The organism is Rhodococcus sp. NPDC057135, assembly GCF_042670865.1.
GTDB lineage: Bacteria > Actinomycetota > Actinomycetes > Mycobacteriales > Mycobacteriaceae > Rhodococcus_F.
The window spans coordinates 24,709-47,289 of record NZ_JBHUUU010000006.1 but is presented as its reverse complement, the minus strand read 5'-3'; the positions used below and the strand labels follow the sequence as shown (position 1 = coordinate 47,289).

At 61.9% G+C, this 22,581-nt stretch carries 21 protein-coding genes; 12 read left to right on the top strand and 9 right to left on the bottom strand.

The features are described from left to right. On the bottom strand, positions 1-642 hold the full coding sequence (locus ACFT1A_RS13095; RefSeq protein WP_378447315.1) for a DUF4232 domain-containing protein: 642 nt from the start codon (positions 640-642) through the stop codon (positions 1-3). Between the two features lie 191 nt (positions 643-833). Here ACFT1A_RS13095 and ACFT1A_RS13090 point away from each other — a divergent pair, with 191 nt between their 5' ends. Together ACFT1A_RS13090 and ACFT1A_RS13085 are read left to right on the top strand one after the other, a co-directional pair. Continuing rightward, positions 834-1,679, top strand: a complete 846-nt coding sequence (locus tag ACFT1A_RS13090; protein ID WP_308371293.1) for an alpha/beta hydrolase — start codon at positions 834-836, stop codon at positions 1,677-1,679. 24 nt (positions 1,680-1,703) lie between these two features. After that, positions 1,704-2,777 carry a VIT1/CCC1 family protein gene (locus ACFT1A_RS13085; protein ID WP_378447314.1) on the top strand — a complete coding sequence of 358 codons (1,074 nt, stop codon included), beginning with the start codon at positions 1,704-1,706 and terminating at the stop codon, positions 2,775-2,777. Positions 2,778-2,785: 8 nt separating this feature from the next. Here ACFT1A_RS13085 and ACFT1A_RS13080 read toward each other — a convergent pair whose 3' ends face one another. Next, on the bottom strand, positions 2,786-4,618 hold the full coding sequence (locus ACFT1A_RS13080; protein ID WP_378447595.1) for an APC family permease: 1,833 nt from the start codon (positions 4,616-4,618) through the stop codon (positions 2,786-2,788). A gap of 94 nt (positions 4,619-4,712) precedes the next feature. Then, positions 4,713-5,924: a DUF2254 family protein gene (locus ACFT1A_RS13075; RefSeq protein ID WP_378447313.1), complete on the bottom strand. Its 1,212-nt coding sequence runs from the start codon at positions 5,922-5,924 to the stop codon at positions 4,713-4,715. A gap of 117 nt (positions 5,925-6,041) precedes the next feature. Here ACFT1A_RS13075 and ACFT1A_RS13070 point away from each other — a divergent pair, with 117 nt between their 5' ends. Further along, positions 6,042-8,408 (top strand): arylsulfatase, encoded by a 2,367-nt coding sequence (locus ACFT1A_RS13070; RefSeq protein WP_378447312.1) that lies wholly within the window; start codon positions 6,042-6,044, stop codon positions 8,406-8,408. Between the two features lie 44 nt (positions 8,409-8,452). Then, positions 8,453-8,590, top strand: coding sequence for a hypothetical protein (locus tag ACFT1A_RS13065; protein ID WP_153211511.1), 138 nt, complete (start codon positions 8,453-8,455; stop codon positions 8,588-8,590). Positions 8,591-8,598: 8 nt separating this feature from the next. On the opposite strand, the gene ACFT1A_RS13060 is transcribed toward ACFT1A_RS13065, so the two are convergent. The 3 genes from ACFT1A_RS13060 to ACFT1A_RS13050 all read right to left on the bottom strand — a co-directional run bounded on the left by ACFT1A_RS13060 (position 8,599) and on the right by ACFT1A_RS13050 (position 12,390). Continuing rightward, entirely contained in the window at positions 8,599-10,254 is a 1,656-nt protein-coding gene (locus ACFT1A_RS13060) for an FAD-binding dehydrogenase (protein ID WP_378447311.1), read from the bottom strand. After that, a complete protein-coding gene (locus ACFT1A_RS13055) occupies positions 10,251-10,916 on the bottom strand; it encodes a TetR/AcrR family transcriptional regulator (RefSeq protein ID WP_378447310.1) in 666 nt (221 codons plus the stop codon). Before ACFT1A_RS13055 ends, ACFT1A_RS13060 begins: the two co-directional genes overlap by 4 nt. A gap of 142 nt (positions 10,917-11,058) precedes the next feature. Further along, entirely contained in the window at positions 11,059-12,390 is a 1,332-nt protein-coding gene (locus ACFT1A_RS13050) for an MFS transporter (protein WP_378447309.1), read from the bottom strand. A 157-nt stretch (positions 12,391-12,547) separates the two neighbouring features. On the opposite strand from ACFT1A_RS13050, the gene ACFT1A_RS13045 reads away from it, so the two are divergent. The 3 genes from ACFT1A_RS13045 (at position 12,548) to ACFT1A_RS13035 (ending at position 15,118) form a co-directional block, all read left to right on the top strand. Further along, positions 12,548-13,711 (top strand): LLM class flavin-dependent oxidoreductase, encoded by a 1,164-nt coding sequence (locus tag ACFT1A_RS13045; RefSeq protein ID WP_042447073.1) that lies wholly within the window; start codon positions 12,548-12,550, stop codon positions 13,709-13,711. A gap of 150 nt (positions 13,712-13,861) precedes the next feature. Beyond that, the gene (locus ACFT1A_RS13040; RefSeq protein ID WP_378447308.1) at positions 13,862-14,398 is read left to right on the top strand and encodes a hypothetical protein; all 537 of its coding nucleotides are present in this window, start codon (positions 13,862-13,864) and stop codon (positions 14,396-14,398) included. A gap of 87 nt (positions 14,399-14,485) precedes the next feature. Beyond that, a complete protein-coding gene (locus tag ACFT1A_RS13035) occupies positions 14,486-15,118 on the top strand; it encodes a hypothetical protein (protein WP_378447307.1) in 633 nt (210 codons plus the stop codon). A gap of 10 nt (positions 15,119-15,128) precedes the next feature. Here the strand turns inward: ACFT1A_RS13035 and ACFT1A_RS13030 are convergent, their stop codons facing one another. Next, a complete protein-coding gene (locus ACFT1A_RS13030; protein ID WP_378447306.1) occupies positions 15,129-15,644 on the bottom strand; it encodes a CGNR zinc finger domain-containing protein in 516 nt (171 codons plus the stop codon). 25 nt (positions 15,645-15,669) lie between these two features. Between ACFT1A_RS13030 and ACFT1A_RS13025 the strand changes: the two genes are divergently transcribed. The 4 genes from ACFT1A_RS13025 to ACFT1A_RS13010 all read left to right on the top strand — a co-directional run bounded on the left by ACFT1A_RS13025 (position 15,670) and on the right by ACFT1A_RS13010 (position 18,753). Continuing rightward, positions 15,670-15,861: a hypothetical protein gene (locus ACFT1A_RS13025; RefSeq protein ID WP_039973125.1), complete on the top strand. Its 192-nt coding sequence runs from the start codon at positions 15,670-15,672 to the stop codon at positions 15,859-15,861. A gap of 103 nt (positions 15,862-15,964) precedes the next feature. Then, positions 15,965-17,572, top strand: a complete 1,608-nt coding sequence (locus tag ACFT1A_RS13020) for an AMP-binding protein (protein WP_378447305.1) — start codon at positions 15,965-15,967, stop codon at positions 17,570-17,572. Positions 17,573-17,699: 127 nt separating this feature from the next. Next, positions 17,700-17,984, top strand: a complete 285-nt coding sequence (locus ACFT1A_RS13015) for a hypothetical protein (RefSeq protein WP_378447304.1) — start codon at positions 17,700-17,702, stop codon at positions 17,982-17,984. A gap of 37 nt (positions 17,985-18,021) precedes the next feature. After that, positions 18,022-18,753 carry a hypothetical protein gene (locus ACFT1A_RS13010; protein ID WP_378447303.1) on the top strand — a complete coding sequence of 244 codons (732 nt, stop codon included), beginning with the start codon at positions 18,022-18,024 and terminating at the stop codon, positions 18,751-18,753. Positions 18,754-18,771: 18 nt separating this feature from the next. Here ACFT1A_RS13010 and ACFT1A_RS13005 read toward each other — a convergent pair whose 3' ends face one another. Together ACFT1A_RS13005 and ACFT1A_RS13000 are read right to left on the bottom strand one after the other, a co-directional pair. Beyond that, positions 18,772-20,727 (bottom strand): ABC1 kinase family protein, encoded by a 1,956-nt coding sequence (locus ACFT1A_RS13005; protein WP_378447302.1) that lies wholly within the window; start codon positions 20,725-20,727, stop codon positions 18,772-18,774. A gap of 207 nt (positions 20,728-20,934) precedes the next feature. Next, the gene (locus ACFT1A_RS13000) at positions 20,935-21,816 is read right to left on the bottom strand and encodes an alpha/beta fold hydrolase (RefSeq protein ID WP_378447301.1); all 882 of its coding nucleotides are present in this window, start codon (positions 21,814-21,816) and stop codon (positions 20,935-20,937) included. Between the two features lie 111 nt (positions 21,817-21,927). Between ACFT1A_RS13000 and ACFT1A_RS12995 the strand changes: the two genes are divergently transcribed. After that, a complete protein-coding gene (locus tag ACFT1A_RS12995) occupies positions 21,928-22,572 on the top strand; it encodes a TetR/AcrR family transcriptional regulator (protein WP_378447300.1) in 645 nt (214 codons plus the stop codon). Positions 22,573-22,581: the final 9 nt, after the last annotated feature.

Genomic DNA, 22,581 nt, shown 5'->3' with positions numbered 1-22,581 from the left:
TCAGCGGGCGACCGGTGCGACCGTCAGCTGGTTGATGTTTGCGCCGGTCATCGAGCAACCCTTGGTGGGGTAGGCGAGGAAGACCGAGTCGTAGCTGTTGGGTGGGTAAACCCTCAGTCCCGCAACGTCGGTCACGCCGCACTGATCTGCCGGGTAGTTCTCGACGTTCGTAGCTCGCACCAAAGACGTTGCGGCAGAGCCAGGGGCAAGGGAGACGAGTGAACCGGATCCGGAGCGGCCGGCGGCAGCACCCACTTCGTTTCCAGATGCTTCCGTGACATACGAGACGCCGGGGAAACCGTCGAGCGTGCACGTGCGGCCGCCGGTGTTGGTGAAGACCACCGGAAGCTCCACCGAACCAGCGGCGCCGCTCGGTTGGCCGAGGGTGACGTTCAGTTCGCCGATCGCGCAACCCTCGGGATTGGGTGCCGTCGAGGTTGTGGTTTGGGTGTGATCGGTATGGGTGGTCGAAGGTGCGGCAGTACCGGTCTGGGTCGTCGGCGCAGAGGCGGTCGTCGTTGAGGCGGGCGCCGGTGAACTCTCGGCCGTTCCCGTTTCATCCGAGCCGCAACCGCTGAGAAGGGCGAGAGCAGCGAGTGGAGCAGCCAACAAGCCGACGTTGCGCATGCGGTTCGAATTCATCGCTCTGTACTCCTCAGGCTGGTCGACAACTGGCTCCGGAACATCCGTGTCCGGTATATCCGAGTTTGAAGCCGGATGTGCAGAAACGAATCAGGCTCGCCGGTGATCAGGACCTACTTCCCGGATGGATTGCCGCTGCGGATCTAGCATGAGAAATGACCTGTCCGGATCGCGACCACCGGGAGTAGCGAATGTTCACCTTCACCAGCGACGACGGAGTGGTCATTCATGTCCACGAATGGCCCACCGATCAGGAACCTCGAGGGGTTGTTCAACTCGCGCACGGTATGGGTGAGCACGCAAAACGCTACGCACACGTTGCCGAAGCCCTGAATGCTCGCGGTTTTCACGTCTACGCGGCTGACCACCGCGGCCACGGTGAGAGCATGCACGCCGGCCCAGGCAACATCGGCGACGACGGCTGGAACCGCTTGGTGGCAGACATGGTGACCCTCACGGGCATCATCCGCGACAAACACCCCGGCCTGCCCGTCGTACTGCTCAGTCACAGCCTCGGGTCGTTCGCTTCGCAGCAGTACATCCTCGATCATTCGCACCTCATCGACGCCGTCGCACTGTCGGGGACCACCGCGGTCGATCAACTGATCGAGAGCCTCGTCAACGACGGCCCGGACGTCCTCGCCCAGTTCAACGCGGAATTCGAACCGGCCCGTACTCCGCACGACTGGCTCAGCCGTGACGAAGCGCAGGTGGATTTGTACATCAACGATCCACTGTGCGGTTTCAGCCTGGACGACGCCGGCATGGGCGGACTTATCGCAGCTGGGCCGAGGTTCGTCGACGTCGAGGGCGTGCGACAAGACCTTCCGATCCTGGTCTTCGTCGGCACCTCGGATCCTCTCAACGCCGCGCTGAGCCGTACCGACGTCGCAGTCGAACGGTACAACTCGGCGGGGATCGAAGACGTCACCTATTACACCTATCCGGGCGCCAGGCACGAGATCTTCAACGAGACCAACCGCGACGACGTCATCAATGACCTGACGACGTGGATGGACCGCGTACTCGAAGCGTGACCGCTTCACCGGAAGGGGAACACGATGTCCACAGTTCCGGCCGCACGACCCGATCCAGACCCGCGAGATGTCAAGCGCTGGAGACGATACCTCGCCGACGAACAAGCCGAGGCCGCCGTCTACCGCGACCTCGCGGGTAGGCGCAGCGGCGAGGAGCGCGAAATCCTTCTCGCACTGGCCGACGCAGAGGGTCGACACGAGGCGCACTGGCGAGCGCTTCTCGGCGATCACGTCGGCAAACCACTGCGCGGCGATATCCGCACTCGGATACTGGGCTTTCTCGCCAGACGCTTCGGCTCCGTCTTCGTGCTCGCTCTTGCCCAGCGCGCGGAGACACGATCCCCCTATCCGAACGACGCCGACGCGACCGCATCGATGGGCGCGGACGAGAAGATCCACGAAGAAGTGGTGCGGGCCTTGGCCACCCGGGGCCGCAACAGACTTTCGGGGACGTTTCGTGCCGCCGTCTTCGGAGCCAACGACGGCCTCGTCAGCAATCTCGCTCTTGTACTCGGCATCAGCGGTAGCGGCGTCTCCAACCAGATCGTTCTGATCACCGGCATGGCCGGGCTTCTGGCCGGCGCCCTGTCGATGGGAGCCGGCGAGTACGTTTCAGTCCGCTCTCAGCGAGAGTTGTTAGAAGCGTCCAATCCTGGTCCCGCGGCCAGCGAAGCTGTCGGCCTGCTCGACGTCGACGCGAACGAATTGGCCCTGGTCTACCGGGCCCGCGGCATGTCCGCCGAGGAAGCGGACCAGCGCGCCGCCGAGGTCCTCGCGAACAGCACCTTCGGCTCCGCGGACGTTGTCGACGACCATGAAGCCGTCGGAACCGGGTTGGGCGCAGCGGCGGCAAGTTTCTGCTTCTTCGCCTCGGGCGCAATCATTCCGGTGTTGCCGTATCTGTTCGGCCTGGAAGGCATGACAGCCCTGATCGTCGCGTCCGTGCTCGTGGGGATCGCGTTGCTGACGACGGGCGTTGTGGTCGGGTTGCTGTCGGGCGGGCCGCCGTTCAAGCGGGCCCTACGCCAACTTGCGATCGGCTACGGCGCTGCCGGCGCGACGTATCTGCTCGGCATGTTGTTCGGGACCTCGCTCTAAGCGTCGGCTTACGCACGTAGGGCGGGATCGCGGTGAGCGGGATCGATCCGGACCGGAATTTGGCACACCACGGCCTCGGTGTGTTTGCGCAGTGCATGAGCGATCTCATCGGTCCGTTGGCTCGGGAGGAATCGGTGCCATCTGGTCGCCGGGTCGATGGTGGCGACGACAACAAAGGTTTCTCGGTGGGGGAAGTGCGCACGGACGTATCGAGCGAGAGTGTTCCCCACCGAATTCTCGGTGTCCTCGATGACGATCAAACGCGAATTCGGGTGTCGGGCTTGCCATCGGCGTGTGAAGTCCGTCGTCGATTCGTGGGCCAGGCAGACTCGAATTGCGATGGGCTGCGAAGACATCGCTGTTGCTGCGGCCATCGCGCGGGTGGAGAGTGACGTAACTTCGGACACGGGCACGAGCACCGCTGGTTTGTATCCGATTGACGGAGAATCGCTCTCACTCTGAACGGTCAGCCGTGTACCGATATGCGTGTATGCGCCCCGGATGCGTTCCATACCGAAGACGAGCGCAGGGAGGGCGAGAGCGATCAGCCAGGCTCCCTCGGTGAACTTCATGGCGGTGGTCACCACTGCTGCGATCGAGGTCAATACTGCGCCGAAACCGTTGAGCGCCAATCGCCATTCCCAGCCCGGTGTCCGTTCGGCGAGCCAGTGCTGCACCATGCCGAACTGCGCGAGCGTGAATCCGATGAACACACCGATGGCGAACAGCGGCACCAAGGTGTTCATGTTTCCGCCCGATCCGACTAGCAGGAGAGCGCCGACGCCGCCGAGCGACAAGACGCCGTACGTGAAGACGTCGCGCGTCGACTTTCGGCTGAAGCGGTGTGGGAGCACGTTGTCGTCGGCGAGGATTCGCATCAGATTGGGGAGTCCGCCGTACGAGGTGTTGGCGGCCAACGCCAGCAGAATCACTGTGGCGAATTGGACGACGTAGTAGCCCACACCGTTTCCGAGGGCAGCAGAAGTGAGCTGCGACAGGACTGTTGTTCCAGGGACCGGGGCCAGCGAGAACTTCTCGATCAACACAGCGAGTCCGATCAGCATGGTGCCCAACAGAATTCCCAAAGCAACTTCGGCACGCTGAGCGCTACGCACGCGAGGCTTCTTGAAACTGGGTACCGCATTGGCGATGGCTTCGACCCCGGTCAATGCGGCGCAACCACTCGAAAATGCTTTGAGCAGAAGGAGGATGCCGATCGTGTGTGCGTTGTCGGCGAGGAAGGGAGCCGGGGCGGCGGCAGGGTTCTCCCGTAGCAGTCCGGCGCCGATCACAGTGAAGATACTGACGACAAAGATCACGGTGGGCAGCATGAACACTCGCGCGGAATCTGCGATGCCCCGCAGATTCAATGCCGTGATTCCGCCCAGAATCGCCAGCGCAATCCAGACCGTGTAGGGAAGAAGTGCGGGGAAGGCCGATGTCAGAGCTGCGACACCGGCTGCGATCGACACCGCGACGTTGAGGGTGTAGTCGACGATCAACGATGCGGCAGCGGTCAAACTGGCGCGCGGGCTCAGATGCTTCTTTGCGACGGCGTAGGCGCCGCCGCCTTCGGGAAATGCGGCGATCACCTGGCGATACGACGCCACCAGGACCACAAGCAGCACGGCGATGGCGATCGTCACCGGCACGGTGAACCCGATCCCTGCGCCGCCGGCGAGGGCCAACACCAACACGATGGCTTCTGGCCCGTACGACACCGAGGCCATCGCGTCGAGCGAAAGCCCCGCCAGCCCGGTTGCGACGGAGAGCTTCTGATTCTCTGGCCCACGGGCCGGGCGGGTCGTCGATGATATGACTCCACGGTGTCCGAGTATCACTGCATGTCTCACCGAGTCAGTATCGATACTCCCCGTTGAGCTGAGACCGATCTTGACGATGCCTTGACGCGACCACCAACAAATCTGCACGGATTCACAACGGCCGCTCGAGCCGACGGAACCCGTCGGACATCTGGCTTACCCAACGGGCGCGCGTGGCGAGAACGTCGCGGTTCCGAGACTCCGATTGGGCGGCGACGTACGAAAGTAGCTCGTGAAGTCGCGCAAGAACGAGCGGTGAGTTCGATGCAGAGGCGATGACGTCGTCGAGTCCGATTCGTACGACGGTCGCGAAGTCGGGCAGCGGGATCACCACACGCAGATCTCCACGCTCATCGAGGGTCCGGATCGAATCTGCGCGTGCGGAGGACATCCGAGAGAGGAGGTCCTCGATTTCGTCGAGAGCTTGGACTGCCGTCGCAGGATCGTTGATCGCGGGTGAGAGCGCTCTGAGTGCGATGTCAGCCAACAACCGAAGCGCGAGAAGAGGGTCCTGGGTGAAAGTTCGCTCACTCCCACTGACCAAGGCGTCAAGGATCGTGTTGGCGGGCATGGGTCCGCCGTAGACGTCGGCGAGCGGCAATCCGTCTCGCAGCGTGCTACCCGGCGACACTCGGAGGACCACCATGGATCGGCAGTTCCGAGCGTTCTGCAGCAGATCTTCGACGAGGATCTGTTGCAGAACGGCCGGCGGCCGGCGCCAGTTGACCGTCGTGATCATCGGAAGGGGTGGTAGTGGGGGCGACTCCCGATCGGCGTCGGGATACACCGCGTTGATGACTGCTCGCCCACGACTCGAGATCGAGGCCAGTACAGGAGCCAATTGAATGGCCGAGAAGGCGCGCAGTTGGAGCAGTCTGATCAGCGTCAGCGTGGCCAAGAGTGCCAGCACTGCGAGGCTGGGCACGATCACCGACACGTCCGTTTCGTTGCTGATGGCGAGCGCCGCCGTGATGTCGAAAACCGACTGGCCTATCGCGAAGGCAAACGTCCGCCACACGATGGGGTCGTCGCGGAACAATAACAAGCGAGGCGTGAAGGTGGTCGCGGCCCATTGGACGACGAGGAACAGCAGCGAGAAGATCACTGCCACTACACCCAATAACCCCAGACCGAGGGCAACGAGCATCTCGCTGACCTGACGGGCGGGGATCGTTGGGCCGCTGCGGATGGACGGCATCGTCAGTCCGGCAGCCAGTCCTATGACGACGCACAGGATCTGGGTCAGGCCCGCACGCACACGGCGCCGGGGGACGAGGAAGGCATGCCCGATCGGGGTGGGAGCGAAACGTCCGGGCTGATCCACGCTTCAAGCCTCCACGCTGCGGCGATGGTGCGCCTTCACCCGAAACGGATGATGTCGACGCCGTCGTGATCCTGAAACGCTTGAAGGAGCCATGCGAGAGACAGAAGGCGAGACGTCATGACGGATCCGACAGGCCAGAGTCGCGCTGTACTACCGATCCCGGATCGACAACATCTTGGTCTGGTGACGTACGACGCGAAGGATCCGGACACCGAGTTTCCGCCGATCACTCCGCTACTGCCACCAGCCGGGGCACCCAATGTTCTGGTGGTCCTGTTGGACGACGTGGGGTACGGGGCGAGTAGTGCTTTCGGCGGACCAGCGGATACTCCGACTGCTGAGCGACTACAAGGTGGCGGGCTGACGTACACGCGGTTTCACACCACGGCACTGTGCGCACCGACCCGCGCCGCTCTTCTGAGCGGGCGCAACCATCATTCGGTCGGCATGGGATCGATCACCGAAACTGCGACCTCGGCTCCCGGCCTGTCCGGTCTGCGTCCGAATACCAAAGCAGCACTGCCGATGACGTTGAAACTCAACGGATACTCGACGGCGCAGTTCGGCAAGTGTCACGAGGTTCCGCCGTGGCAAACATCCCCGGTGGGACCGTTCACGTCGTGGCCGACGGGAGAAGGCGGGTTCGAGCACTTCTACGGATTCATCGGCGGGGAGAACAACCAGTATTACCCGGCTCTGTACGAGGGCGTCGCGCCTGTCGAGCCGGACAAGACACCGGAGGAGGGTTATCACCTCACCGAAGACCTTGCAGATCACGCGATCGACTGGGTTCGCATGCAGAAGTCCTTGGCTCCGGACAAGCCGTTCTTCGTCTATTTCGCTCCCGGCGCTACCCATGCGCCGCACCATGTTCCGAAGGAGTGGGCCGACAAGTACGAGGGGCGGTTCGCAGGAGGTTGGGATGCTCAACGCGAGTCGATTCTCGAGCAGCAGAAGCAGCGGGGAGTCGTTCCCGCGGATGCGGTTCTCACCCCGCGCCCTGAGGCCATTCCGGCGTGGGAGGACATGAGTGAGGAATTGAAGCCTGTCCTCGAACGCCAAATGGAAGTCTATGCAGGATTTCTCGAACACACCGACTTTCATGTCGGCCGGCTTGTCGATGCGATCGAAGAACTCGGGGCTCTCGACAACACCCTCGTGTACTACATCATCGGCGACAACGGAGCATCCGCAGAGGGGACTATCAACGGGGCCTTCAACGAGATGGCCAACTTCAACGGACTCGCCGCCATCGAGACGCCGGAGTTCATGGCGGAAGTGAAAGACAAGTTCGGCACCAAGGACGCGTACAACCACTACTCCGTGGGGTGGGCGTGGGCAATGTGCACGCCGTATCAGTGGACGAAACAGGTTGCGTCGCATTGGGGTGGCACTCGCAACGGGACGATCGTGCACTGGCCGGAAGGGATTCGGACCAAGGGTGAGACGCGGTCGCAGTTCACCCACGTCATCGACGTCGCACCGACGATCCTCGAAGCCGCGAAACTACCGGAACCGACTTTTGTCAACGGCGTCCAACAATCGCCCGTCGAGGGGACCAGCATGGTCTACACCTTCGACGACGCCGAAGCCCCGGAACGCCACGATCTGCAGTACTTCGAGATGGCCGGCAATCGCGGTATCTATTACAAGGGTTGGAGTGCGGTCACCAGGCACAGCACTCCGTGGCTGTTCGCGGAGGTACTCCCCGCTCTCGACGACGACGTCTGGGAACTCTACGACGGGTCACAGGATTGGACGCAGTCCAAAGATTTGGCGGCCCAGATGCCGGAGAAACTCGCTGCACTGCAACGTTTGTGGTTGATCGAAGCGGTCAAGTACAACGTGCTCCCCATCGACGACCGAAGATTCGAGCGGTTCAACCCTCACATCGCGGGGCGCCCGCAGTTGGTGTCGGGGAACAGACAGGTTCTGTTTCCCGGAATGAAGCGACTGAGTGAGCACAGCGTGCTGAGCATCAAGAACCGATCGTTCAGTGTGACAGCAGCTGTCGACGTCGCGGATGGCATCACAGCAAACGGTGTGATGATCGCGCAGGGAGGCAGGTTCGGGGGCTGGGCACTCTACGCGCGGGAAGGTCGCGCCAAATTCGTCTACAACTTACTGGGCATGACCGAGTTCGTCATCGGCTCCGACATTGACATTCCGGCAGGATCACACCAGATCAGGGCTGAGTTCGCCTACGACGGAGGTGGTCTCGCGAGAGGTGGCGGGGTCACGATCTATCACGACGGTCGCGAAGTGGGCTCAGGGCGCGTCGAGCAGACACAACCGATGGTCTTCTCCGCCGACGAGACTACCGATATCGGTGACGACTACGGCATGCCTGTCAGTGTTGATTACAGTGGCGCAACCACATTCAACGGCCGTATCGACGTCGTGCAGATCGATGTCGGTGACGACGACCATACCCACCTGATCGATCCGGAGGAGGTGGCCCGCGTGGCGGTGTCCAGACAGTGATTTCACCGACAACAGCAGTCGCCATCTCCTGAGGGAGGATCGCAATGCCGACCGTCATCCGCACTGTTCACGATCTGGTTCGCCACGCGCGCGGACCGACGCACCATCACCACCATCAATCCGTGCACGAGGCGCGGCGAATGCGTGCCCACCACATTCTGGTCACGCATTCGCTCGCCTGATTTCGGGGCTACAGGTCGCGCGCCAATGCTCGTCCGGCCGCGCGGCCCGAGAAGATGCAGCCACCGAGGAAGGTCCCTTCGAGCGCACTGTAACCATGGACTCCGCCGCCGCCAAAGCCTGCGACCTCGCCGGCTGCGTACAGGCCGTCGAAGACACTGCCGTCGGCTTTGATGACCTGCGAATCCAGGTTGGTCTCCAAGCCGCCGAGTGTCTTGCGAGTGAGCAGGTGCAACCGGACCGCGATCAGTGGTCCGTTCTTGGGATCCAGGATCTTGTGCGGCGCAACGACGCGCACGATTTTGTCTGCCAACAGATTACGTGCACCGTGGATGGCGGTGACTTGGAAGTCCTTGCTGTACTTGTTGTCGACTTCGCGGTCGCGGGCGATCATCTCGCGCTCGATGTCCTCGTAGTCCAGGAGCGGTTCGTCGGTGAGGGCGTTCATGCCGTCGACCAGATCGCGAAGGTTGTTACGCACAACGAAGTCGGCGCCCTTCTGCTTGAATGCTTCGACCGGTCCCGGCGCGCCCTTCTTGATTCGTTCGAGGAGGAGCTTGAAGTCGCGATTGGTGAAGTCAGGGTTCTGTTCCGATCCCGAGAGTGCGAACTCCTTCTCGATGATCTTCTGATCGAGGATGAACCACGTGTACTCGTGGCCGCTGTCCAGGATGTACTTGAAGGTCCCCATCGTGTCGAAGCCCGGGAAGTTGGGGACCGGCAGACGCTTGCCGGTGGCGTCGAACCACATCGAGGACGGCCCTGGGATGATGCGGATTCCGTGGTTCGGCCAGATCGGATTCCAGTTCTGGATGCCTTCGGTGTAGTGCCACATGCGGTCGCGGTTGACGATGTTTCCGCCCGCGGATTCGGTGATTTCGAGCATGCGCCCGTCGACGTGCGCCGGCACTCCCGTCAGCATGTGCTTCGGAGCCGTGCCGAGTCGCTCCGGCCAATTCTTCTTCACCAGTTCGTAGTTTCCGCCGATACCGCCGGAGGTCACCACGACGGCCTGTGCGGCGAACTCGAACTCGCCGACGGGAGTGCGTGAGCTCTTCACCCCGCGCAGATCACTGGAAGGTTCGAGGACGGTTCCTCGTACACCGGTGACCGCGCCGTCGGTGACCACCAACTGATCCACCTGGTGGCGGTGCTTGAACGTGACAAGTCCGCGTTTCTGGGCAGCGATGACCTTGGTCAGAAAAACGTCGACGACGCCAGGTCCCGTTCCCCAGGTGAGGTGGAAGCGCGGCACCGAATTGCCGTGTCCGAGAGCCATTCCGCGCCCGCGTTCGGCCCAGCCGACGTTGGGCATCAGGCGAAGGCCCAGATCGTGCAGGTATTGACGCTTGTCTCCGGCTGCGAACTCGACGTATGCCTTGGCCCACTGACGCGGCCAGTGATCTTCGCGGTCGCGGTCGAATGCGGCAGTGCCCATCCAGTCCTGCATGGCCAACTCGAGGGAGTCCTTGATGCCGAGTCGGCGTTGTTCGGGGCTGTTCACGAGGAAGAGTCCGCCGAGAGACCAGAATGCCTGCGCGCCGAGGTTGGCAGCGTTCTCCTGTTCCACCACAAGGACTTTGCGGCCGGCGCGCGTCAGTTCGTAGGTGGCGACCAGTCCCGCCAGCCCCGCCCCGACAACGATGACGTCAGCTTGTTCGCTCACGACAGCTCCTCTTCCGATTGGTTGTTCTGGATTATTTCGCTGTAGGACAGCAGAATTCGAGTGAAGATATCGCGGCGCAACGCGAAGGCCGCGTTGGTGTCGGTATCGACGAGGCACTGCACGCTGGTGCCGTCGTGCACGGCGACCAGCGCCCGTCCCAACGACGTCGGGTCACCGACGATTTTTCGCCCGACATCGCTGAGTGCGGCCTCCACGATGGGAAGCAGCGTTCGAAGGATTGCGTCTTCGCGATCGGCGAGGGCTTTGCGAAGTGCCGGGTTGCGGAGAGCATGGGCGGTGAACTCGGCGTTGATTCGGTACCACTGCGGGTCGACCGGAACCACCGCCACGATCCGGGCGACAGCGGCATGGATGTCGACGGTGTTACCGGCGGTGATCGACTCCGTCGCCAGCCGTAGATCGGCGAGCATTGCTGCAGATCGCTGCTCCCACATCGCGAAGAACAATTCGTCGAGTGAATCGAAGTTGGAGTAGAACGCGCCTCGTGAGTATCCGCCGCGTTCGCAGATCTGCTCGACGGTGGCGTGTCCGAACCCGGATTCGGAGAAGACGTCCGCGGCCGCGTCAAGGAGGCGCTGCCGGGTCTGACCACGGCGTTTGGTGACACGCTTGGCCGGCGAGTTGTCCGTTCCAGTCGTCATCGGCGCCTCCGTCGGGATGGAACCCAAACGATACACCGATGTATCCGATGCGTGGGCGTATCTGGATCGGAATCTACTTGTCCGGTATTTCTATGAATATCTAGCAAATATGCAAGAGATGGAGATATTTAGATGTCATCCACTACAGGTACAGATCACGCTTCCTGATCGCCGCAGTGGCGACGACGCTGATCGCCGAGGTGGCCACCAGATATCCACAGGCCAGCCACGGTGAACCGCCGGTGGCGCCGATCAGTGCAGTAAGGATCAGGGGAGTGACGCCGGAGGCGTAGATACCCGAGAACTGGTAGACGACCGACAATCCGGTGTACCGGATTTCGGTGGGGTACAGGCTCGCGTAGAGCGTTCCCTGGGCTCCGTAGAACAAGGCGTGAATCACTCCGAAGACCACGATCATCGCGAGTCCGAAGAGCGGAAGGTTTTCGGTCCCGAACAGTGCGAAAGCGGGGAAGATCGCGAGTCCGTACGCGGCGATGCCCACGATGTAGACCCGTTGCGGACCGAACCGATCAGTGAGCCGGCCGGAGAACGGCAGCAAGATCGCCATGACAACTGCGGCGACAGTGACCACGAGGAGTACGGGCACCTTCTCGAAATGCAGAGTCTTGGTTGCATAGGTGATTGCAAAGACGCCCCAGGTGTTGAAGGCAGCGCCCTCGCCCCAGCGAGACAGCATGCCCAGTACGGTGTTTCGTGCAACCCTTCCTTGGAAGACTTCCTTGAGCGGTGCGGACGAGCGTTGTTCGAGGTCGCGAACTGCCTGAAATGCCGGCGTCTCGTCGACCTTCAATCGGACCACCAACCCCACGATCACGAGCACCAAGCTCAGAACGAAGGCTATGCGCCAGCCGAAACGGAGAAACTGTTCGTCGTCGAAGACCGTTTGAAGTAGCGCGAACATTCCTGTGCCCAAGGCCAACCCGAGAGCCAGCCCGATCTGCGGGATGCTGCCGAACAAGCCGCGCTTCTTCTCCGGGCTGTGTTCCACTGCCAGAAGAACAGCTCCGGCCCACTCACCACCGAGTGCAAATCCCTGCAGGATTCGAAGTAGCAGAAGCAGAATCGGTGCCACGACGCCGATTTGAGCGGCCGTCGGTAGAACACCCATGAGCGCCGTCGCGATACCCATGATGAACATCGTGAGCGCAAGCGTTTTCTTGCGCCCGATGCGATCGCCGATGTGACCGAACACCACTCCGCCGATCGGGCGAACGAGAAAGCCGACCGCGAAGGTCGCAAAAGAAAGCATGGTCCCGACAAAGGAACTCTGGTTCGGGAAGAAGAGTTGGTTGAAGACGAGGCTGGCGGCCGTCGCGTAGAGGAAGAAGTCGTACCACTCGACCGTCGTGCCGAGCAGGCTGGCGGCGACGACGGTTCTCAATCTGGATCGCCGCTCGTCGTCGGTCTCGTTCGAGAACGGTGAATTGTGCTCGACTTCGGCAAACGTAGTCATCGGAGCCCCCGGGTAGCGGTGCAAATTCACGAACGTATCGCCGGGACTGAAAGTGGGCACCCCTAGGGATCAGGGTGATTTCAACCCTGTTCTTCGAGGTGGAGTGTGGATGTAATGACAGAAGAGTTCTGCCTGTTCGTCGACGAAAGGAATCCCCGTGTCACTGCGCTTCCACTGGTTCTTGCCTACTTATGGTGATTCTCGGAATCTGATGGCGGGTGGGCACGGCAGCTCGATGTCCGGTGATCGTCCGGCGACGCTGAAGTACCTCAATCAGATCGGTGCGGCCGCAGAGACGAACGGCTTCGAAGCAGTCCTCACGCCCACGGGCGCGTGGTGCGAAGACGCATGGCTGACGACGGCGATGATGGTCGAGACCACCGAGACGCTCAAGTTTCTGGTTGCTCTGCGCCCGGGATTGCTCAGCCCCACGTTGGCTGCCCAGATGGCCGCGACCTTCCAGTGGCAGTCGGGCGGTCGCCTACTGCTCAACGTCGTGACCGGTGGAGAGGACCACGAGCAGCGCACGTTCGGTGACTTCCTCGACAAGAACCAGCGGTACGCACGTTGCGGCGAGTTCCTCGACGTGATCCGCCAGCTGTGGTCCGGTAACGGTCCGGTTGATTTTTCCGGCGAGTACGTCAACGTGGAAAAAGCTACGCTGCAGCGTATTCCGGATCCGGTACCGCCCATCTTCTTCGGCGGATCCTCGCCGGCAGCCGGAACCGTCGCATCGCGCTACGCGGACACCTACCTCACCTGGGGTGAGACGCCGTCCGCCGTCGCCGCCAAGATCGCCTGGATCCGCGACCTCGCGGAAGTTCAAGGACGCCATCTCGATTACGGAATCCGTTTGCACGTCATCAGCCGGGACACCTCGGAACAGGCGTGGGCAGAAGCGGATCGGCTGCTCAGTGCGCTCGACCCGGCGACCGTCGAGCAGGCTCAGGCGAGTCTTGCGCGATCCGGCTCCGAAGGTCAGCGTCGGATGCTCGAATTGCACGGCGGCGGTTCGGCTTACAAGGAGGGTGTCGGAGCGAGGTCGCTGGAAATTGCGCCGAACCTGTGGACCGGCGTCGGATTGGTCCGAGGGGGAGCGGGTACCGCATTGGTCGGTTCGCACCAAGAAGTGGCCGATCGGATTGCCGAGTACGCGGCGATCGGCCTGGATCACTTCGTACTGTCGGGTTATCCGCATCTCGAAGAGGCGTATCAGTTCGGTGAGGGCGTGCGTCCGATCCTCGAAAAGCGTGGATTGGTCGCACCGCACGGTTCGGTAGGCGGACCGGTGCGTACGCCCTTCGTCTCCAGCGGGAATTGAGTCGAAGAGCGAGCTCTTCGAGAAGGGGACGTTTGTCCCGATTTTTCGGGCATGACCTCCCGGCGGGACCATTGGGCCATTTCGGGCGCTAGATCCGATCTAGGCTGCGCACTGTTGCCGAACTCAAGACGCAGTACGAAAGGATCCTCGATGAAGCTGGGCACGAGTGGAGTACGTCGTGTAGTGGGAACCGTGGCCGTTGCCGCTGCAACCGCGGCAGGCGTCGCGATGGTCAATCCTGCGACTGCGTCGGCCGAGGTGGTCCCGCCGGTCGTCTCGTACAAGGTGACCGGAAACGATCTGGCACTGACGATCACGAACAACAACACGGGCATTGCCCCGTTGTGCCAGGCATTTGTCGTCAATGCCGCGGATTCTGCTGCTGTGCTTGACGATCCGTTGAAGCTGCTCGACCCGGACCTTGTCGTGTACCCCAAGATCACCGATCCGTCCTCACTGTTCGCCGTGGGCAAGGGGCAGACGGTCACCAATACCGTGACCGATGTTCCAGACGGGACTTACGCGGTGCTCGGTGCCTGCTCCGATCTTCTCGATCTCGAGACGTTGGGTAAGCCCGTTCCTGGCGTGCCGAGCCTCGTTGTCATCGGTGGACCGTTCAGCGGCATCAATACCGGAAGCCTGAGCGACCTGTTCGGCAGCGGCAGCCTCGAAGGACTTTTCGGGTAGCTCAGCGTCTGTCTCCCCAAATTTCCGACTGAGCGGTCTATTCTTCAGGCATCTGGTGATCTGACCGACTTGCCTGGAGGTTCGGAAATGCGCAGTCGTGGATTCATACGAGCTTGCGGAAGCATCGCTGCGGCGTCGGCCGCCGTCGTGGGACTGGTTGTGATGTCTCCGGCGACGGCGTCGGCAGCGCCGGCGATTCTCCCGCCGCCGGTGTCGGTGAGCGCAGCGGACAATGCGATCACCTTCACCATCACCAATCCGAATCCGCGGTTCAGCTTCATCAACTGCACGGTGGCGATCCTCAACGCCAGGGATGTCCCCGACGTGATTCGTGATCCGGCAAAGCTGCTCCAGCCTGGCGTGCTGGTGTACCCGACTGTCAGCAACATCCTCGATCTGTTTGCCGTCTCGCCTGGCCAGACGATCACTCGGACCGTCGGTAATCTGCCCGCTGGGGTCTACGCCGTCGCGGGAGCGTGCGTTCGACTCCTCGATCCCACCAATCCGACTATTGCCATTCCGCAGGCCGTCGTGGTCGGCGGCTGGTTCGAGGGCGCCGGAACCGGAAGTCTCTCAGGTTCTTTGGAGGACCTGGGATACAACACGGTCCAGGACTTGATCGACGCGTGGAATCGAATCAGCTCGGGGAGCAGCAGCGGCAGCTTCCAGTTCGACTACCAAGGTGGCTCGGACTTCGAGGTGGTCGGTCCGACGTCGTAGTCGGTACAGCTCACTTGCGCGCGCGGTGGCGTCGCACCGCGTCGCGATTCGCGCACGTGGGGGAGCAGTACCGCTGATTGCCGTTGCGTGAGGTGTCCGCGTAGATGTTGGTGCACTCGTCCAGGGTGCACCGACCTAATCGGTGCATTCCGCGGCCGACGAGGTGCAGCGCCGTGCCTACCGAGAAGAGGGCCTTGAGGACCTCGGCGAGCGACTGTTGCGGATCGCGATAGTGCAGATGCCATCCGTCGTTGGCGTGGTTGGTCATGCGCGGATATGCCGACGCTTGCTCGAGCATGACGTTCACCAACTCGGCGCGGGCAGCCTCGTCCGTGACGTCGACGATCTTCGACCACTCGATCAGAAGATCGAGGGTCTCGTCGAGATCTTTCTCGGCGATGGGGAAATCGAGAATGATGCCCGCGTCGACGCAGCGTTCGACCAACTCGGCCAAGGATGTGGGATTTCGATTGGCCAGGTCGGCTGCCAACGTCACCGCATATTCACCGTAAGGGTTGAGATGCACAATGCCATTACATCATGCTCGTCGTATGAAGAAAACAGATTTCGCGCCGATAAGTTGCATCCACCGCTGGGAGATCGAATCTCGGCATCGGACCAGCGAGGGGACGGTCACCTACCTGCGCTGCCATTGCGGGTCGTGGCAGACCCTGCTCGCCGAATGGGTGTCGGGCGGTGCGGGCTCGGCCGTCGCCGCGCCGATCAAGGTCAGGTCCAGGTAATGGTCAGCTAATCGTTCCGTTTTGCCTCGGGCGGCGTGGAACGTGTTCTAGATTCAGGGTTGTATGCCTCGATATCGCGGCGCAGACTCTGAAAGGGAAGACGATGCAGTTCAACCTCGCTGATGTATTCGAAACCGTCGCCAGCTCGGTACCTGATCGCGTCGCCTTGACTTACGAGGGAGAGAACTTCTCCTACGCTGAGTTGGACGCGGAGGCCAATCGAACCGCCAACCTGCTCGCGCAAGCCGGTATCTCGCGTGGTGACCACGTGGCTCTGTTCCTGAAGAACAGCGTCGAACATGTCACGTCGATCCTCGGGTTGATCAAGATCCGCGCGGTCCCGATCAACGTGAACTACCGGTACACGCCCGCCGAACTGGAGTACATCTTCACCAACTCCGATTCGGTCGCGGTGGTCGTGGAACTTCCCGAACATCAGCGCGTCCTTGCTTCCCTTTTCGGTGCATGCCCGAAGGTGAAGACGGTGATCGTGATCGGCGAGATCGAGGCCGAACTGGTCGCCGCCGCGAATGAGCACGGAGTTTCGGTGGTTTCCTTCGACGACGCTCGTGAACAGTCGCCAGTGGGGGAGTTCGACTCTCGTTCGGGCGACGACGTGTACCTGCTCTACACCGGCGGGACGACCGGATACCCGAAGGGCGTCATGTGGCGTCACGACGACTTCTTCCGTAAGCCGCTCTCCGGCGGAAATCCGTACGGAGAGGGAGCGCGGCAGGATCTCGCCGAGATCGCCAGTGCTGCAAAGGAATTTCCGGAGCTCTCGTTCCTCATTGCCGCCCCTCTGATGCATGGCGCCGCGTTGTACTCGCTGTTCACCTTCCTCACCCTCGGTGCGCGGGTTGTTCTACGACGAGAGTTCGACCCGGCGAAGGTCGTCGAAGCGATCGAGAAGGACTCGGTACAGGTGATCTTGATCGTCGGCGACGGTATGGGACTGCCGTTGGTCGACGAGATGGAACGACGCAAAGACGAGGTTGATTTCAGCACCCTGTTCTCGATCACCTCGGGTGGCGCGATCTGGTCCACCAGCGTCCGGGACCGCATGCTGGCGGTGAAGCCGGACCTGCTGTTGCGGGACAACTTCGGAGCCTCGGAGTCAGGAAACGACGGCGCCTTCGCCATCGACGAGGCAGGAAATCTGCGAATGCCGCCATCGCCGAACATGATTCTGGTCGACGAGCGTCTCGAAGAGATCCCAGCCGGCTCCGACGATGTGGGATACATCGCGCGCATCGGAAACGTCCCGCTCGGGTACTACAAGGACGAGGAGAAGACCGCCCGGACGTTCCCGACCCGCGCCGATGGCACCCGTCTTTCGGTGCTCGGAGACATGGGCAAGGTGGAAGCGGACGGCACCATTGTCTTCCTCGGCCGCGGCTCACAGTGCATCAACACCGGCGGCGAGAAGGTATTCGCCGAAGAGGTCGAGGCCGCCCTTCACGCGCATCCGGCGATCTCCGACGCGCTTGTTGTCCCCGCACCCGACGCGCGCATGGGGCAGCAGGTTGCCGCGGTGATCGCGACCTATCCCGAGTCTGACGAGCTGACTCTCGAAGCGGTTCAGGAACATTGCCGTAAGACGTTGGCCGGCTACAAGGTGCCGCGCACGATCGTGCTGGTCGACGAAGTCAAGAGGACCCCGGCCGGTAAGGCGGACTATCGCTGGGCGACGACACTGGCGTCGTCCTAACAGTGTGGAGTGATCGGTGACGACCTTTCACATGGATTTCACCACGACATAAGGGACGTACCGGAAAGATGGCGCAGAGTAAGTCGTTCGCGCCTTGCGTCGTCACTCCACGAAAGGGTCTTTTCACATGCTCATCATCGGAATACTTCTGTTCGGAATCGTCATCGGAGCGGGAGCCCAGTTGATTCTGGGACAAAGGGCCGCACGGGTGGATTGGACCTTCGCGTTCGTCGCGGGAATCGGTGGTTCGCTGGTGGGCGGACTGCTCGTGAGTTTGATTGCAGGCGACGGAATATCACTGCGCCCGAGCGGCATCCTGGGGTCCCTCGCCGGCGCCGTCATCATCACCGCGGGCTGGCAGTGGTACCGCCGGAAGAACGCAACTACAGCTACCCGTCCGTCTGATCACTGATTCCTCAGTTCCGTCAGGGGACGGAAAGCGACGAGACATGAACGAACTGCTCGATGAAGTTCTCACCGCGCATGGCGGAGTCGAACGTTGGCAGTCAGTTTCAGCGATCACGGCACGGGGACGCCTGGGCGGTCTGTTGCCGGGGCGCTTCCCCGGCAACAAGCTCGCGACGTTCACGGTCGAGGTACAAGTTGCCGAGCAACGCACTGTCCTCCAGGACTTTCCACGTGTCGGCGAGCGCGCTGTGTTCGACAAAGGGGCCGTGTGGATCGAGACTCGTGACGGGGAACAACTCGAGAGCCGAACCGACCCGCGTCCAGAGTTCTTCGGGTTGAGTGGAATCCGGCGCAATCTTCACTGGGACGCGCTCGACACCGCTTACTTCGCCGGATACGCCTTCTGGAACTATCTGAACGCACCGTTGCTGCTCGCCCGCGACGACATCACTGTCACCGAAGGCGAACCTTGGCAGGAAGCCGGGCGCAAATGGCGACGACTACAAGCGACATTCGCGCCAGGGATCGACACCCATTGCCGGCAACAGAGCTTCTACGTCGACACCGATGGCCTCATCCGCCGCCACGACTTCGTCGCTGAACCCGTAGGAAATTGGGCCAAAGCCGCCCTTTACTGCGACCATCATCGCCAGTTCGACGGCCTCACGTTTCCCACTAGACGACGTGTGTTTCCGCGGGGCCCAGGTGGCCGCGTTCTCCCGCGGCCGACGCTCCTGGCCCTCGACTTCGACGATATCGAGATCAAGCGATGAACACTTCTGAGCTATTCGTTACCTGTTGTCGAGGGTGAACAAGCGGAACACGGTCCGCATGCACAGGACGACCCCTACGAAGCCCAGTACCGCACTCACGAGCGCATAGCTGGACAACTGAGGTGTGAGCTGTGGTCCACCGGGAACGAACAGCAGGATCGCCGCGACTATCAGCGCGGCAACTCCAGCCGCCATTCCCAGGGCATTGTTCGCCGACCGTCGGAGCCATCGCCTGTCGTCGGGGTGCGCGATGGAGCGGGTACGGAGTGTGAAGCTTCCCGACGCCAGTGAGGTCGTGATCTGGTCGAGCTGACCAGGCAGCCGCCTGACCACGGCCGTTGTGACCGCAATCGTCGACAGCATCGCCTGCGCCGCTGCGGTGGGGCTGGCGACCTGGGTCAACAGTCGGGGTACTTCGGCGCGCACCGCGGAGACGAGGTCGATGTTCGGATCCAGAAGCCGGAGGGCGCGTTCCACCGACGCGAGTGAACGGAAAGCTGCTGCGACGTCTCCCGGCACACCTATTCGGTGCTCTCGAAGCACAGTGAACATTCGAGCGAACGATCCCATGGAAACATTGGGCGCAAGACCGAGAAGGGTGATCTCGCGGCCTACTTGGTGACGTAGCGCTCCACGATCCACGTCGTCAGGCACGTCGAATGCCATCAGCATCGCGTCGACTGTTGCCACCGGGTCACCCGACAGTGCGGCATTCAGGAGTACGGCGAACAGGATCCGTGTCTCCCCGTCCAGAACACCTACTGCGCCGAAGTCGAGTAGGCCGACGCGTCCGTCGTCAAGGATCATGATGTTGCCAGGGTGCAGATCGGCGTGGAACACCCCGTGGACGAAGATCCCGTCGAGCAGCGATGCAAGAAGCTCGTTCGCAATTCTGCTGCGAGAGTCGACGTCGACCTCGGTGAGCGCTGCCTCGCCGTCGGAAAGCGGTGTTCCGTGAAGACGTTCCATCACAACCACTCGCCCGCTGCTGAGTTCGGGGTAGATGTGCGGAACGACAATATCTGGTCGGCTCGCCATGGTGGCGGCGATCGTGGCGGTGTTCGCAGCCTCGGTACGGTAGTCGAGTTCTTCGAGCAGCGATGTGACGAGCCCGCCGGCGAGTCGATGAACGCCGATATCGCGTGCCCAGGGAAAACGGGTTTCCGCAAGGGCCGAAACGCGGAGGAAGATATCGCAATCCACGCTCACCTGTGCGCTCGCCTCGGGTCGTTGAACCTTCACCACCACATCGACGCCGTCGGTGGTGCGCGCGGAATGTACTTGTGCGACAGAGGCGGCGGCAAACGGCTCTACATCGAACCGTGCGAACACCGACTCGGGGGTGTCGCCGAGTTCCGATGCCAGTAGCTCCGCAATGCGGCCTGGATCGGCCGGGCGTGCCGAACTTTGCAGAGACGAGAGGGTGCGAGCCAGCTCAGGTGGTATGAGGTCGTCTCGCGTGCCGAGGATCTGTCCCAGCTTGACGAAAGTGACGCCGCACCGGTTGATTACTTCCACCAGCGCGTCCCCGAACTGAGGCGCTGACGGCCCGGCACGGAGAGCCGGCCCGCCTCCCGCTCGCACGACGATGCCCGTGATTTGGACGTATCGCTTGGTTCGTCGCCAGGATTTGCGGCTGCGCTGCAATGCTTCTGGCGGGCCGGGTATGGACCCCGTAGGAACGACAACTTCGAGGAGGACCAGTACTGCCAGGCACGCCGCGAATACCCAGAGTGCGACAACTCCGAAGAACGTGAGCGCGACTCCCACGCTCACCAGAAGTTGATTGTCCTGGCTGGCAATTCCTGCGAAGGTCGCGGCGTAGCCCGACAGGGGGACACCCACCGAGAGCGCTATCACCGCGACCACAAGTGTTCGCGGCCAACCGACCCTCGTCCCCAGCGTTCGTCGCATCACGCCCGCAAGCGCTGCCGCAAGAAATGGCGTCGTGACGATCCAGACCATCAAGTCCATTGCGATAGCGTACGGGTTTGCAAGCCGCGATTCATCCAGGAAAACCCTGAGCTCACCCCGACTGACGGGTAACAAGTCCGACAGCGCCCAAGCGTCGAACATGCTTGGGCACTTCGGAGTTCATTCGCTCCGATGTCGACCCGTCCTGATCGAACGTCCAAAAGATGATGGCGAGGCTACCGCCCTACCGGCGCCTGATCGGCGAGATCACGTTCGCTTCGCGTCGTCGTGATTGCGGACGAACTTCATGAGTCGGGGAATTACCCGATCAGGTATGTGTCCCAGGATTCCGTGGCCCGTTCCGGCAAAAATATCCACCTCGGTTTCAGGTAGAAGATCAGCCAGCCTCGCGGCCACCTGCTCGGGGTTGGAGACCACCGTCTCAGCGCCGGAGATTACGAGCATGGGAACCGAAATCGACTGGACTTCTGCATCCTTGAGCATTCGTGCCCACCCGATACCGGGCCGGTAGTTCAATGCCTCTGTAACCAGGGCGAACTCGCGATCGCCGAGGACATAGCCGGGGGACAGCCAGTCGTTGAGCTTGCGGATATTTTCGTCGGTGCGGCGCATACCGGCGCGGATCATCTTGAGCAGCACACGCCACGAGGGCTTGTCGAAGACTCCGCCCGGTTCGATGAGCGTCACACTCGCCAGTCGTTCAGGAGAATGGAGTGCGACGAGAACGGCGTGCCACGCACCATGCGAGTAGCCGACCAGGTGGACTCGGTCTACCCCAAGTTCGTTCAAGACCTCGCCGACCCAGGTTGCGAAGTCGGATTCCCCGGTCAATGGTGTGGTCTGGACGCTGCGGCCTGCGGTTCCGATCGTGTCCAATGCGTACACGACTCGGTCTCGGCACAGATCTTCGATGACGATGTGCCATTGCAGACAGTTGGCGCCGACCGCGTGCAGCAGGACGATCGGTGTCTCCGTGCCGGTCCCCGACCTACGAACATGGGTGGTTCCGAATGATGTCGGCACTTCGAGTTGTGTCGACGGAACCGGCCAGGTGCCCTCCAGGTCTCGGTAGATGCGGTCGTACGCCTGCTTCGATGCCTCGTTTTTGAATCGTCCGATCTTCGGCATGAGTGCCCCTCTCACTGCGTTTCGATTTGATGGTATGAACGTATCACTAATGCGGTACGTGCGTATCATCAATGGCTCAAGGTCATCCATGCGAAAGGAAGGGATTGCCTCGTGCCGCGACGGGTCGACCACGAAGTGAGGCAACGGGAGATCACTGATGCGGTGCGGCGAGTGATTGTCGACGGTGGGCTCGCGGCGGTGACCTTTCAGTCCGTTGCTGCCGAGGCTGGGATTTCGGTGCGTCTCGTGCAGTACTACTTCGGTACGAAGCGGGAGTTCCTCCTAGCGACGCATCAAGCCGTTCGTCAGGATGCGGGTGCTCGCCTCATGCAGGAGTTGTCTGTTCTGGGTGCGGAAGCGACACCCCGCGAGGTTATTTCAGCGTTCCTTGTCGGCATGCTCCCGCTCGATCAGCAACGTCGAGAGGAAGCAATCGTTCTCGGCGCCTTTCACGCTGCCGCACTTACCGGACAGGGAATCGCCGCCGAGGAGACTCTAACTGCCCCACGTGAGTTGGCAGCGCTCATTTCCAGCCAGCTTCAACGGGTGACCAATCAGGACGCAGTCGTGCCGTCAATGGACCCCGACCTCGACGCGGAGCTCATTCTGGTGGCTGTCGCGGGACTCGCCCAAGGGATGCTTCCTGGTTACGGCACAGCGGAATTGGCGGTCCGATTGGTTGAGCGCCTCCTCGATCGCATTCTTGGGCCCACGAAACCTCAGGCCACGAATCAACCCGAAGTCGGCCGCCGTTAGGATTCCGGG